At 31.4% G+C, this 12616-nt stretch carries 13 protein-coding genes; 10 read left to right on the plus strand and 3 right to left on the minus strand.

Going from position 1 to position 12616, the window contains the following annotated elements; translation table 11 throughout:
- The first annotated feature begins 24 nt into the window (after positions 1-24).
- The 7 genes from ylqF to minE all read left to right on the plus strand — a co-directional run bounded on the left by ylqF (position 25) and on the right by minE (position 4947).
- Positions 25-900 carry a ribosome biogenesis GTPase YlqF gene (gene ylqF, locus K337_RS0102690; RefSeq protein WP_028855223.1) on the plus strand — a complete coding sequence of 292 codons (876 nt, stop codon included), beginning with the start codon at positions 25-27 and terminating at the stop codon, positions 898-900.
- A gap of 11 nt (positions 901-911) precedes the next feature.
- On the plus strand, positions 912-1745 hold the full coding sequence (locus tag K337_RS0102695) for an NAD+ synthase (RefSeq protein WP_037029103.1): 834 nt from the start codon (positions 912-914) through the stop codon (positions 1743-1745).
- Between the two features lie 186 nt (positions 1746-1931).
- Positions 1932-2765 (plus strand): dihydropteroate synthase, encoded by an 834-nt coding sequence (gene folP, locus K337_RS0102700; protein ID WP_037029105.1) that lies wholly within the window; start codon positions 1932-1934, stop codon positions 2763-2765.
- Positions 2766-2779: 14 nt separating this feature from the next.
- Complete coding sequence (locus K337_RS0102705; RefSeq protein ID WP_028855226.1) at positions 2780-3157, plus strand: hypothetical protein; 378 nt, start codon at positions 2780-2782, stop codon at positions 3155-3157.
- 41 nt (positions 3158-3198) lie between these two features.
- The gene (locus K337_RS0102710; RefSeq protein ID WP_028855227.1) at positions 3199-3870 is read left to right on the plus strand and encodes a septum site-determining protein MinC; all 672 of its coding nucleotides are present in this window, start codon (positions 3199-3201) and stop codon (positions 3868-3870) included.
- A 13-nt stretch (positions 3871-3883) separates the two neighbouring features.
- Positions 3884-4675: a septum site-determining protein MinD gene (minD, locus tag K337_RS0102715; RefSeq protein WP_028855228.1), complete on the plus strand. Its 792-nt coding sequence runs from the start codon at positions 3884-3886 to the stop codon at positions 4673-4675.
- A gap of 14 nt (positions 4676-4689) precedes the next feature.
- A complete protein-coding gene (gene minE / locus K337_RS0102720; RefSeq protein WP_037029107.1) occupies positions 4690-4947 on the plus strand; it encodes a cell division topological specificity factor MinE in 258 nt (85 codons plus the stop codon).
- A 50-nt stretch (positions 4948-4997) separates the two neighbouring features.
- Here the strand turns inward: minE and der are convergent, their stop codons facing one another.
- Both der and K337_RS0102730 read right to left on the minus strand, forming a co-directional pair.
- A complete protein-coding gene (der, locus tag K337_RS0102725) occupies positions 4998-6311 on the minus strand; it encodes a ribosome biogenesis GTPase Der (RefSeq protein ID WP_028855230.1) in 1314 nt (437 codons plus the stop codon).
- A gap of 186 nt (positions 6312-6497) precedes the next feature.
- Positions 6498-8336, minus strand: coding sequence for a YgiQ family radical SAM protein (locus tag K337_RS0102730; protein ID WP_028855231.1), 1839 nt, complete (start codon positions 8334-8336; stop codon positions 6498-6500).
- A 169-nt stretch (positions 8337-8505) separates the two neighbouring features.
- On the opposite strand from K337_RS0102730, the gene K337_RS0102735 reads away from it, so the two are divergent.
- A complete protein-coding gene (locus K337_RS0102735; protein WP_051251571.1) occupies positions 8506-9147 on the plus strand; it encodes a helix-turn-helix transcriptional regulator in 642 nt (213 codons plus the stop codon).
- An 85-nt stretch (positions 9148-9232) separates the two neighbouring features.
- On the opposite strand, the gene K337_RS0102740 is transcribed toward K337_RS0102735, so the two are convergent.
- Entirely contained in the window at positions 9233-10546 is a 1314-nt protein-coding gene (locus tag K337_RS0102740) for an MATE family efflux transporter (protein WP_028855233.1), read from the minus strand.
- Between the two features lie 357 nt (positions 10547-10903).
- Between K337_RS0102740 and K337_RS0102745 the strand changes: the two genes are divergently transcribed.
- Positions 10904-11281 carry a hypothetical protein gene (locus tag K337_RS0102745; protein WP_028855234.1) on the plus strand — a complete coding sequence of 126 codons (378 nt, stop codon included), beginning with the start codon at positions 10904-10906 and terminating at the stop codon, positions 11279-11281.
- Between the two features lie 14 nt (positions 11282-11295).
- Positions 11296-12597 carry an autotransporter outer membrane beta-barrel domain-containing protein gene (locus K337_RS0102750; protein ID WP_028855235.1) on the plus strand — a complete coding sequence of 434 codons (1302 nt, stop codon included), beginning with the start codon at positions 11296-11298 and terminating at the stop codon, positions 12595-12597.
- The last annotated feature ends 19 nt before the right edge of the window (positions 12598-12616 follow it).

A 12616-nucleotide genomic window follows, 5' to 3' on the forward strand; every position in this document is an offset into this window, starting at 1 on the left:
TAAATTTAGAAAGGATAAACAATTATGTCGATGACAAAAATAAACTGGTATCCTGGTCATATGAAAAAAACCAAGGAAATGATAGTTGAGAATATGAAGATAATAGATATCGTGTTAGATATCGTAGATGCTAGAATTCCACTTTCAAGTAGAAATCCAGAGATAGCAAAATTTGCTAAAGGGAAAAAAAGAATAGTTCTTTTAAATAAGGCTGACTTAGTAGAAAAATATGAGTTAGCATATTGGAAAAATTATTTTGAAGAAAATAACCTAGCTGACCATGTATTGGAGATCTCAGCTGAAACTGGATACAATATGAAAACTTTGTTTGCAATAATAGATGAAGTAGCTAAAGAAAAACTAGAAAAAATGAAGAAAAAAGGTCTGAGAAAGGTTCAAACAAGACTTATGATTGCTGGTATTCCAAATGTTGGAAAATCTAAATTAATCAATAGAATTGTTGGTAAAAAAATAACTGGTGTAGGAAATAAACCAGGATTTACCAGAGGTAAACAATGGGTTAGAATAAAGGAAGGTTTAGAATTACTGGATACTCCTGGAATTTTATGGCCTAAATTTGAAGATCAGAGAATTGGATATAACTTAGCAATAGCAGGAGCTATAAAAGATGAGATCTTACCAATTGAAGAGGTAGCTAGTCTATTAATAAAAAAAATGATTAGATATAAAAAATCAAAAGTTCTTCAAGATAAATATAAGTTAACAGATGAAGATATGCAAGAGATCCCTGAGATTATTTTAGATAGGATTGCCCTTAGAATGAGGATGATCTTAAGTGGTGACAGGGTAAATACAAAACAAGCAGCCTTGACATTACTACGTGATTATAGAGCTAAAAAATTAGGTAAATTTGGATTAGACAAGGATATGTCTGAATAGGAGATTTTTATATGAATGATATTAAATCAAAAATAAAATTAAATATGGAATTGACTGAAAAAATACTGGTAAACTTTATTAGAGAAGAGGTTAGAAGTGCTGGATTTGAAAAGGTAGTTTTAGGATTATCTGGAGGAATAGATTCAGCCATAGTAGCTTTCTTAGCTGTAAAAGCACTGGGACCTGAAAATGTATTGGGAATAATGATGCCTTATAAATCTTCTAGCCGTGAGAGTTTAGAAGATGCTCAAAGAGTAGTAGAAGCTACTGGAATGAGAGTAAAAAAGATAGAGATTACAGATATGCTAGATGCATATTTTGCTAAAGAACCTGACATCTCAGATCTGAGAAAGGGAAATAAGATGGCCCGTGAAAGAATGACGATCTTATATGATTATTCAGCCAAGGAAAAATCACTGGTATTAGGGACTTCTAATAAGACGGAGATTTTACTCGGTTACAGTACTCAATGGGGAGATTCAGCTTCGGCAATCAATCCTATAGGTGACCTTTTAAAAACCCAGGTTTGGGAACTATCTGAATATATGGGTGTTCCAAAGGAAGTCATCGAGAAAAAACCAAGTGCCGATCTTTGGGAAGGACAATCCGATGAGGATGAATTAGGTTTTTCATATTTCTTAGCTGATGAGATCATTAATTTATTAGTGGATGAAAGGTATACAAAGGAAGAAATATTAGAAAAAGGTTACTCTGAAAAAACTATAGATTCTATCCTTTGGAGGATAAAAACCAATCAATATAAGAGAAAATTACCTCTTATAGCTAAGATCTCTAATAGAACTATGGAAAGAGAATTTAGATATCCTAGAGACTGGGGAATATAGTTAGATTTTTCTGATATATATAATATTTAAAAGTAGATCTTTTATAAAAGAATATAGAGATAGGTTTTAATTAATCTATCTCTTGTGTTATATTATGGTATCTTACAAGTCACACTTTGTGATTAGTTTTAAGTTAGGAAGTTAATCTGGAGACAAGAAATACCATTAAAGGAAGGGTGAAGGTGGATGTTAATTAATAATAAAAAATTTGATTTTAAAAATAAAACCTATACCATGGGTATATTAAACCTCACTCCTGATTCATTTTCAGATGGCGGCTCATATACAGATGTAGAAGTGGCCATAAAAAGAGCCAAGAAGATGGTGGAAGAGGGAGTAGACATAATCGATGTAGGAGCTGAATCTACTAGACCTGGAGCTACTTATATAGAGGAAGAGGAAGAGTTAAAGAGAATACTTCCTGTAATAAAGAGACTGGTTACTGAGGTGGATGTCCCTATATCTATCGATACATATAAATCTCGTGTAGCTGAGGAATGTATCAAAGTAGGAGCACACATTATAAATGATATAAAAGGATTGAAAGGGGACCCCAATATGGCTGAAATAGTAGCGAAATATGGGGTTTCTGTTATAATTATGCATACCAAGGGAGATCCCAAAAATATGCAGGAAAACCCTGAATATGATAATATAATAGAAGACATTAAGGAAAGTTTGAAAGAAAGTTTAGATATTGCTGTTAAAGCGGGAATATCTCCTAAAAATATAATATTAGACCCGGGAATTGGATTTGGTAAGACCTTCCATGGCAATCTGGAAATCATAAAAAAATTATGTGAATTTAAAAAACTGGAGTATCCTATACTAATAGGTGCTTCTCGAAAAGGATTTATTGGAAATATATTAGGAACACCTCCCTTGGATAGGGTAGAAGGTAATCTAGCAATAGCGGTAATATCGGCTTATAATGGAGCTTCTATAATCAGAGTTCATGAAGTTAAGGAAACAGTGAGAGCATTAAAGGTGGCGGATTCTGTAAAATTAATTAAGGATTGAAATGAGGGGGAATTATGAAAGGTGAAGATCAATTAAAGCAAGAACTGAATGACTTTAAAAAAGAAAAAGATAGGATAAGTAGTATAGTTGGACAGATTGGTGGTAGTAAAGGGAATTCAAATAATAGTTTAATAAATATAGCTTTTTTCGGGATATTGTTTGCACTTGTTATTTTTGGAGGAGTATTAAAAAAAATCTCCTTGGAAATTGAGATTGCAGCGGCGATATTACTGGTTGTATTAAAGATAGCTTGGATGATCCACGAGGCACAAAAAGTTAGTCATTTCCAATTTTGGATCTTAAATTCTTTGGAATTTAGAGTAAATGAGATGAATAAAAAAGTAAGAAATATTGAAAAAACGTTGAAAAAAATGGAAGAAAATTGCGATTAAAAGTAAAAAGCATATAAATTGTTACTAGAAGGCAGGAAAATATGGGAAATAATGTGATATTTAAGGGATCTAACGGTAAGCTGGTAATAATATTAAATCCTGAAATTTCCTTTGAGGAACTAAAGGATCATTTAGTGGAAAAACTCAAAAAATCTAAGCAACTATTGATGGGTTACGAAGCAGTTATCGAGTTTAAAGGCAGAGAGCTAAATGAAGAGGAAGAGTTAGAATTGCTAAATATCGTAGATAAAGCAGTTGATATTAATATTTTATTTGTAAGTGATGGAGAAGAGTTAGCTTCAAAAGAAATAGAAAAGGCAGTGAATATAGTAAATGAAGGGGTAACTAAATTTCATGTAGGAACACTTCGGTCTGGAGAAATCCTAGAATATTCAGGGAATGTAGTGGTATTAGGAGATGTTAATCCAGGATCCATAGTTAAAGCTGAGGGGAACATAGTAGTTATAGGAACTTTAAATGGTGTAGCTCATGCTGGAGTAAAGGGAAATGATGAAGCATTCATCGTAGCTTCTAATATGAATCCATTTCAATTGAAGATCGATGAGGTTTTATTTAAAAATTATAGCAGTAATATATTATTTCGTAGTAAACAGATTATAAGGAATAAAAATAATATAGCTTATTTGAGGAATAATATATTAATAATAGATAAATTAACAAGAAAATCATTGAAAAATATTGTCGCAACTTAGGAGGAACTCAGATATGGGAAAAGTATATGTAGTTACATCTGGAAAAGGTGGAGTAGGAAAAACAACGACCACAGCCAATCTAGGAGTTGGCTTGGCCAAAAATGGTAATAGTGTAGTACTTATGGATGCTGATATAGGTCTTAGAAATTTAGATGTAATATTGGGGTTAGAAAATAGAATAGTTTATAATTCTATGGATGTTATGGAGGGGACTTGCAGATTAAAGCAGGCACTGATAAAAGATAAGAGATATGATAAATTATTTTTACTGCCAGCTTCTCAAACAAATGACAAGATGGATGTTTCAACAGATATGATGCAAAAATTAGTAGCTGAGTTAAAAGAAAAGTTTGACTATGTATTGATTGACTGTCCAGCTGGAATAGAGCAGGGATTTAAAAATGCCATAGTAGGAGCAGATGAGGCAATAATAATAACAACTCCAGAAATATCTTCTATAAGGGATGCAGACAGGGTTATAGGACTCCTTGCAGCCAGTGAGATGGGAGAGATTAAACTTATCGTTAATAGAGTAAAGATGAAGCTTGTCAATGAAGGAAATATGCTGCATATGGATGATATTGTAGACATATTAGGACTTGATATAGTTGGTGTAGTACCGGATGATGAGGAGATAGTGATCTCTACTAATAGAGGAGAGCCTGTTACTGTGAAAGCCTTAGCACCTTCTGGAAAAGCATATATGAATATTGCAGGTAGGATACAAGGAGAGGATATCCCATTTTTAAATATAGATGAAAAAAGAAGTTTTGCCAGTAAATTAAAAAACTTCTTTTCTAGATAGGCAGGGGGATAAATATGTTTGAAAAATTATTTGGAAGAAAAAAATCTAGTGCAGTAGCTAAAGACAGATTAAAATTAGTTTTAATCCATGATAGAAGATTGATCTCTAATACAGTTTTAAATGAGATGAAAGATGAACTAATTGGAGTTATCTCAAAGTATATAAAGATAGAACAGGGAGAAATCAACATTCAATTTGATGTAGAGACTGAAAATAGAAATAAGGGAGCACTAATAGTAAATGTTCCTGTAAAAGATATATTAAAAAAATAAATTTTTTATAAAAAGAGATTCGAAGCCTAGGCTTCGAATCTCTTTGGTTTTTAGTCACCTTTTTTGTTTACTACGAAGTTTAGTGGACAACCTTCGAATCCAAAGGCTTCTCTAAACTTATTCTCAATATATCTAACATATGAGAAATGTAATAATTCTGGATGGTTACAGAATATAACAAATTTAGGAGGTGCAGATGAAACTTGTGAGCAGTAGTTAACTTTGATAGCTCTACCTTTTCTAGTAGGAGGAGCATTAAGAACCATAGCTTCTTTCAATACAGTATTTAATAATCCAGTACTGATTCTCTTATGATATTCTGCATGAATTAAGTCTACATGATCGATTAATTTTAATGTTCTTTGACCAGTTAAAGCTGATACAAATTCGATAGGAGCATAACTTAAGAATGGTAGTTCAACCCTTAAATATTCTCTCATCTTATGCATAGTTTTAGTTTCTTTTTCTACAATATCCCATTTATTTATAACAATAACGATCGGCTTTTGTTCCTCATGGGCAATACCTGCGATTCTTTTATCTTGTTCAGTAAGACCTTCCTTACCATCTAGTAACATAAAGCAAACATCGGCTCTTTTGATACTCTTAATTGCTCTAAGTACAGAGTAATATTCTAAATCTTCTTCTATTTTTGATTTTCTTCTGATACCAGCAGTATCTATAAGTACATATTTTTCATCATTGTGCTCAAAAGATGAGTCAATAGAATCACGAGTAGTACCAGCGATATCACTGACGATACTTCTTTCTTCTCCTAATAATCTATTAGTTAAAGATGATTTACCGGCATTTGGTCTACCGATAAGGGCAATTTTAATTCCCTCTTCCTCTTCAGGTAAATCTAACTGATTGATATGTTCTACAACTGTATCTAACATATCTCCTAAGTTTACTTTATGTTCTGCTGATACAGGAGCTAAGTCTTCAAAACCTAATCCCCAGAAATCATATGTGTCTTCTAATTGAGCTTGGAAGTTATCGATCTTATTTACACATAAGATTACATGCTTATTTTTCTTTCTAAGCAGATAAGCTACTTCTTCATCTAAAGCAGTAACTCCAGCTTTTCCATCTACAACAAATAGAATAACGTCAGCTTCGTTCATAGCAACTTCAGCTTGTTTTTTGATGTTAGCCATCATAAAGTCATTATTTCTAGGCTCTAATCCACCTGTATCTACTAAGATGAATTCTGTTCCACACCACTCAGTTTCTCTATAAAGTCTGTCTCTTGTAACACCTGGTTGGTTATCAACGATAGCTACTCTATCTCCTACTAATTTATTAAATAGAGTAGATTTTCCAACATTTGGTCTACCAACTATGGCAACTATTGGTTTCATAATTTATTTCCTCCTATTAACTCCTTGACCCTCTTTTATCTGACAGTACTTTTTTCCTTTTAGGAAGAGTGATCTGTCTAATTTTACTTTATTTCGTTCTTTGAAAAATCTAGATTTTAAATTAAGTTTTAAATATATTAAATCTCAATAATCATAGATTCTCTAGAAGGAGAGGGGAAAGAAGAATTATTTTTTCTTCTTAAATTTATTTGTACCCTTGAACTTATTATTCTTGGGTTTATTAGTTTTTTTATTTTTTCCATCACTATGGACTGTATCGTCTTTAGAGCTTTTATGGTTTTTATTATAAGAATTTCCCATATATCCATTTTTGGCATCTTTATCGATTAAAATATCTTTTTGTTTATACTTTCTAGCTGTATCTTTTTCTACCTTCATAGATTTTCCTGTAAATGGATCTATCTCAGTATAATACATAAGAGTAGAGTATGTCGATGGGGTAGGAGTAAAAATTTGAACTTGTTCAGGATTAACCTTTAATTCATGACTGGCAAAATTCTTTAGATCTTTCATATGTCTCTCATTGCACCCAGGATGAGCAGCAATCAGATAGTAAGTTAAAAATTGTTTCTTACCTAATCTGTCATTTATCTTATAGAATTCATCCTTAAATCTTTTTAGTACATCTTTTCCTTGTTTTCCCATAAGACCTAAGATCTCATCTTCAGTATGTTCAGGAGCTATCTTCAATTGTCCTGATACATGGTCTTTAACTAAGTTTTCTAAGTATAAAGATCCACATTTATTGTCATCCATAATAAGATCGTATCTTATTCCAGAAGCTATAAACACTTTTTTGACCCCTTCTACTTTTTTTACTTTGTCCAGTAATTCCAATTGTTTGTTATGGTTTACATTTAAGACCTTGCAAGTTTTCGGATACATACACCTGATATCTTTACAGGCACCTAATTTTTGTTTTTTCAGGCACTCAATTCCATACATATTAGCTGTAGGACCGCCAAGGTCAGAGATATACCCTTTAAATGATTTCATTGTGGAGATATCTTCTACTTCCTTTACGATAGAATCAACACTTCTTTCAGTGATGGTTCTGCCTTGATGAACTGCAATTGCACAGAAGTTACACTCACCATAACAACCTCTATGGGTAGTAACTGAATGTTTGATAGTATCGAGAGCTTTTACTTCTCCCATCTTTTTATAGTATGGGTGGAGTGCTCTCTCATATTCTAATCCATAGATCTCATCCATCTCTTCAGTTGAAGGAATAATTGATGGAGGATTTTGAATCAGATATCTAGTGTCTTGTTTTTGTGATAACCCTACAGCTGTAATATGATCATTGTTTACATAAAACTTTTCAAAAGCTTCTATAAATTTGTGTTTGTCAGCCTTGCATTCATCGAAACTAGGCAGCTCTAAATATCCAGCTTTGGCTTCCTTTGCAATATAGCAAATTCCACGAATATTACTATAATCATCTCCATTTTGAATGGTGTGAGCCAGTTCTAACATAGATTTTTCACCCATTCCGTAAGAAAGGATGTCGGCTTTTGAATTGAATAATATTGATTTACGTAATTTATTTGTCCAGAAATCATAGTGAACGGTTCTACGTAAACTAGCTTCTATCCCACCAATAACAATTGGTTTAGGTGTTTGCTTAAAATTTCTCTTTATAAGGTTTGTATATGAAATAGTGGCTCTATCAGGACGTCTGTTATTTAACCCACCTGGAGTAAAGTCATCTTTCTGCCTTCTTTTTCTAGTAGCAGTATAGTTTGCCACCATGGAATCAACACATCCAGCAGAGATCCCCCAATATAAGTTCGGAGCTCCTAACCTTTTGATATCCTCATTACTATCTATATCTGGTTGGGCAATTATTCCCACCTTGAATCCGTATTTCGACAGATATTTCCCTATAACGGCACTTCCGTTATATGAACTGTCTACATAGGAATCACCAGAAACCAGGATTATGTCCAAAGAATCCCAGCCTAATCTATCCATTTCTTCTCTGGTAGTTGGTAAAAACATATTTATCTCCCTCTATTACATTACACTAAAATAATCATTCTAAAATACTATATATTATATCATATATGCACTGTTATTGCACGGGGAAATCTTTTGTATAAATTAATTTCTATGGCAAAAAAATCTTTTATGGTAAAATAAATTATAATATTTAAGGGGGGAAATGATTATGGTAGATTCTAAATTAAAATCTTATATACATTTGGTTAATTTCATAGCTGATTTTTTAGGACCTAATTATGAAGTTGTACTTCATGATGTGAGAAATATAAATAATTCAATAATAGCTATAAAAAATGGGCATATTTCTGGAAGAAAGGTAGGGGGACCATTAGCGGATCTTTCCTTTAAGCATATAAAAGAAAATAGGAATAGTGATAAAAAATATCTGCTCCTATACGGGAAAACAAAGGATGGAAGACAGCTTAAAACTTCTACATATTTCATTAGAAATGAAAAAGAAGATATCGTAGGTTTATTTGGAATAAATACCGATATTTCAAATTTTGTAGAACTCAAGAAAAGGATGGAAAACTTTATCAACTATGGTGGAAATAATATTGTAGAGGACAGGGAAGAGGAACGGTTTGAAAGTTCCATTGAAGATATCATGGATTCTATAATAAATGAAGTTATTACAGATTCTAGGATCTCTGTAGATAGAATGGATCACCTAGAAAAAACAGAGATAACTAAAAAATTAAATTTAAAAGGGGTATTTTTGATAAAGGGGTCGGTTGCCAAGGTAGCTGAAAAATTAAAAACCTCAGAAGCAACAATGTATAGATATATAAAACAGGTAAGTAAATAATCAGCATGGTATTGCATCTAAATGGGTAGAATTTACGACACTATAGAAAAAAGGAGGAGAATTAATAAAATTCTCCTCCTTTTTTCTATAAACTATAAAGCTTTAAGATTTTACATTTTTTTATGAATCTATATCCGATAATGGTTGTTAAAACTTCTGCTACAGGCATGGTAAACCATATGCCTTCTACTCCCCATATCATAGGGAATACTGTGACTCCTATGAAAACAAATATTATTCCTCTAAGAGCTGAGATAAAAGCAGAAAGTTTAGCATTTTCAATAGCGGTAAAGTATGCTGCCATTACCATATTTATGCCATTTAAAAAATAAGCAAAACAATAAATTTTAGCAGCTTTACTTGTGAATACTAAGAGTTCGTCATTAGTAGAAAAAGTTCTTATGATATCTTCGCTAAATATAAACATAGATGTAAAAGCAATACTTCCAATGATGAAAACTGTTTTCATAGCCAAAGCGAGAATACCTCTAATTACATATCTTTCATTAGCACCTAAACTATAGCTTATAATTGGCTGTATACCTTGGGAAACTCCTAAAAGAAGGGCGAAAACAACGGTGTTGACATAGTTTATAATACTAAACGCAGAAACGCCTATTTTCCCTATTTCTCTCATGATGATGAGGTTAAATATAAATATTATAAACCCTAAAGAGAGCTCACTTACAAATTCTGAAGAACCATTAAAAATACCTCTGAGAAGGAGGCTAAAGGAAAAATCAGGTTTTACAAATTTTAACTGACTGTCACTTCTAAAAAAATCAACAATAAGTATTAGCGTTGCTACCGTTTGAGATATTCCTGTTGCAAGAGCAGCTCCTTTTAGACCATAGTCAAACTGGATAATAAAAATGTAATCTAAAATTATATTTAAGACTCCACCTATGATCAATGCACTCATAGAGTAGGTAGGTCTACCATTTGTTCGAACAAAGATCTCTAAAAAATAAGTTCCCATAAAAAAAATATTGAAGTACATAATCATAGTCATGTATTCTATAACCATGTTTTTTAAAGTTCCAGTAGCTCCTAAAAAAATAGCAGTCTGCTCTGGAAAAGTTAGAATAAAAAAGCTTACTCCACCAGCAACCAAAATAAGGGTAAGTACAAAGAAACTAAAAATTTTACTGGCTTCATGGAGTTTTTTCTCTCCCATTTTTATAGCTACTATAGTAGCACTTCCTGTGGCAATCATTATATTCAATGCAAATGAGAACGCTATAACTGCTTCAACCATATTAACAGCAGCTAAACCATCACTTCCCACAGCCTTACCTATAAATATACCATCTACAACGACATATAATGAAGTTACCATCATTCCAACAACACCTGGAATTGTATATTTAAAAAATAATCGTCTTATATCTTTTTTCATGTATTTCTCTCCTTTTGATGTTCATACCTATAATAGAAGTTTTATGTTATTAATAAAAGCTTGACTTATAACATATTATAAACCCTAAAGGTAGTTTATGGTCAAGGATTATTTTTCTTTCGTTCTTTTATAAAAAACTATTTCGTACTCTTTTTCAGAAAAATAAATATATTAGATACTGGAATTGTGATTTTTTAGGTCTCTTTAAAAGATTGCTCATAATTCCGTTAAACGTCTTTTTTGTTTGAGGTTATGTGCTAGACTTTCTGAGGAGAATTTTTAATTTATAAATATATTGAAAAAATTTAGTATTATATTTATTTGATAATCTATGGTTTGTAAAAAGGAGAAAAAATTATGCTAATTGTAATATATGCATTATTATCTTGTATGTCTATTTTTGATAGTGGAGATGTAAATGATGAGATTATAAAAATAAAAAAAGAGCAAAATATAGAAATTATAAATGGAGATGAAAAAAGCAGAATTATAAATAATAGTTTTTCAAATCAAACTATAGATAGCTATGGATTAGAACTCTATTATTCTTATGATAAAACGGAAAAAAGAAAGAATTATGGTATTAATAGTATCACTTCTCCTATAGGGTATATAAACGATACTAAAAAAAATCAAGGGGTTTTGATCGATGTTTTAGATAATACCTTTATACCTACCATTGGAATTAAATGTAAATTTAATCCATCTATAGAGTTTCAAGGTGAAAAAAATTAAGGAAAGGTGAAAAAATGAAATTTAAAGAGGTATTTAATACAGTTATAGTTATTGTAGGAATATTAGTAAGTAGTGTTATCGCAATGGGGGAAGAAATAAGTAACTCTAATTTAGAAGGTGAGTCGAGAAGTAAAATTTTATTTTTTAGTAATACTGAATTATCCAATACCCAAAATAGCGGTCAAGGGACATCTATAAACTGGTTATCAGAGCCTAAAAGACCATTGATAGGGCAAAAATATGATCCTTTATTTACAGATGGAGGAGATGCTATCTATGGATTAGATTTTATACCAACCCTTTCAAAACAAACCTATGATTTAATAAATCATAATAATGGAGTTATTTATAACAATATTATTAAAAATGCTAAGTTCCTAGAAAAGGGAGAACATTCTTATTATGTTGGAGTAGATGGATCTATTTTTTCTGATGATCCCTATGATAATGTTTTGGGGTATGGGAGTGATATTACCAGTGCCTATTTTGGGATGGACTATAAAATCCATGAACAACTTCGTTTAGGAGGAATCTTTAATATAGGGCAGTCTGAATATAATTATGAGGATAGCAGTAGTTCTAGGGAAGATACATTTTTTCAAGGAAGTTTTTATTTAGACCATAAGAATGAAGAAAATCTAAGGTTTATCTCTATGATTTATTTTGGGAAAACTAACTCTGATTTAAAGCGATATTATAACGCAACACTTTATAATGGAAATAAACCGGGGATTTCTGTAAATGAAAATGCGACTAGTGATATGGAAAATTATTATTTTGGAATAAATAATAATATAAGCAAAAGATATGATATAGATAAATTTAAAACTTCATTTTATTATGCACCACGATTTCAATTTAATGCTGCTTATTTAATGCAAGATAATATTGAGGAATCTACGACCTCATCTGATTTTAATGGCCTATCTATTGAAAGTGAAGATTCTTATTCATTAAATTCTTCTGTAGGGATTGCCATAGGAAAGGATTTTCTTTTAAAAGATAATAAAAAATTTAATATTGAATTTGGAGTAGATCTTCTCGTAGAATTTGGGAACCCATATTCTGAGGTAACAAATAAAAGTAATTTTAATGACAGAGCTCCCATTAGTGGATTTCCGCCTAAAAAAGGAGAACCTATAGGAAAGAACAATACCATTGAAGGATATGAGTCAGATTATATTACTGTTGCTACTTCCATTAGAGGCTATTATGAAATGAATGATAATTTTTCGTTTTATGGAGGTATTAATTATAATTTTGGAGAAAATGAAAAAATTATTTTGGGGAATTTAGGAATCAATTATATTTTTTAATGAAAGTAATTGATAAAAA

It is taken from the genome of Psychrilyobacter atlanticus DSM 19335, assembly GCF_000426625.1.
Lineage (GTDB): Bacteria > Fusobacteriota > Fusobacteriia > Fusobacteriales > Fusobacteriaceae > Psychrilyobacter > Psychrilyobacter atlanticus.

What these genes read in the sequence shown, in the direction of transcription:
- K337_RS0102750 (WP_028855235.1), top strand. Translation starts at nt 11,296, where the DNA reads ATGAAATTTAAAGAGGTATTTAATACAGTTATAGTTATTGTAGGAATA.
- K337_RS0102705 (WP_028855226.1), top strand. Translation starts at nt 2,780, where the DNA reads ATGAAAGGTGAAGATCAATTAAAGCAAGAACTGAATGACTTTAAAAAA.
- K337_RS0102740 (WP_028855233.1), bottom strand. Translation starts at nt 10,546, where the DNA reads ATGAAAAAAGATATAAGACGATTATTTTTTAAATATACAATTCCAGGT.
- minD (WP_028855228.1), top strand. Translation starts at nt 3,884, where the DNA reads ATGGGAAAAGTATATGTAGTTACATCTGGAAAAGGTGGAGTAGGAAAA.
- minE (WP_037029107.1), top strand. Translation starts at nt 4,690, where the DNA reads ATGTTTGAAAAATTATTTGGAAGAAAAAAATCTAGTGCAGTAGCTAAA.
- ylqF (WP_028855223.1), top strand. Translation starts at nt 25, where the DNA reads ATGTCGATGACAAAAATAAACTGGTATCCTGGTCATATGAAAAAAACC.
- K337_RS0102730 (WP_028855231.1), bottom strand. Translation starts at nt 8,336, where the DNA reads ATGTTTTTACCAACTACCAGAGAAGAAATGGATAGATTAGGCTGGGAT.
- K337_RS0102710 (WP_028855227.1), top strand. Translation starts at nt 3,199, where the DNA reads ATGGGAAATAATGTGATATTTAAGGGATCTAACGGTAAGCTGGTAATA.
- K337_RS0102745 (WP_028855234.1), top strand. Translation starts at nt 10,904, where the DNA reads ATGCTAATTGTAATATATGCATTATTATCTTGTATGTCTATTTTTGAT.
- K337_RS0102735 (WP_051251571.1), top strand. Translation starts at nt 8,506, where the DNA reads ATGGTAGATTCTAAATTAAAATCTTATATACATTTGGTTAATTTCATA.
- K337_RS0102695 (WP_037029103.1), top strand. Translation starts at nt 912, where the DNA reads ATGAATGATATTAAATCAAAAATAAAATTAAATATGGAATTGACTGAA.
- der (WP_028855230.1), bottom strand. Translation starts at nt 6,311, where the DNA reads ATGAAACCAATAGTTGCCATAGTTGGTAGACCAAATGTTGGAAAATCT.
- folP (WP_037029105.1), top strand. Translation starts at nt 1,932, where the DNA reads ATGTTAATTAATAATAAAAAATTTGATTTTAAAAATAAAACCTATACC.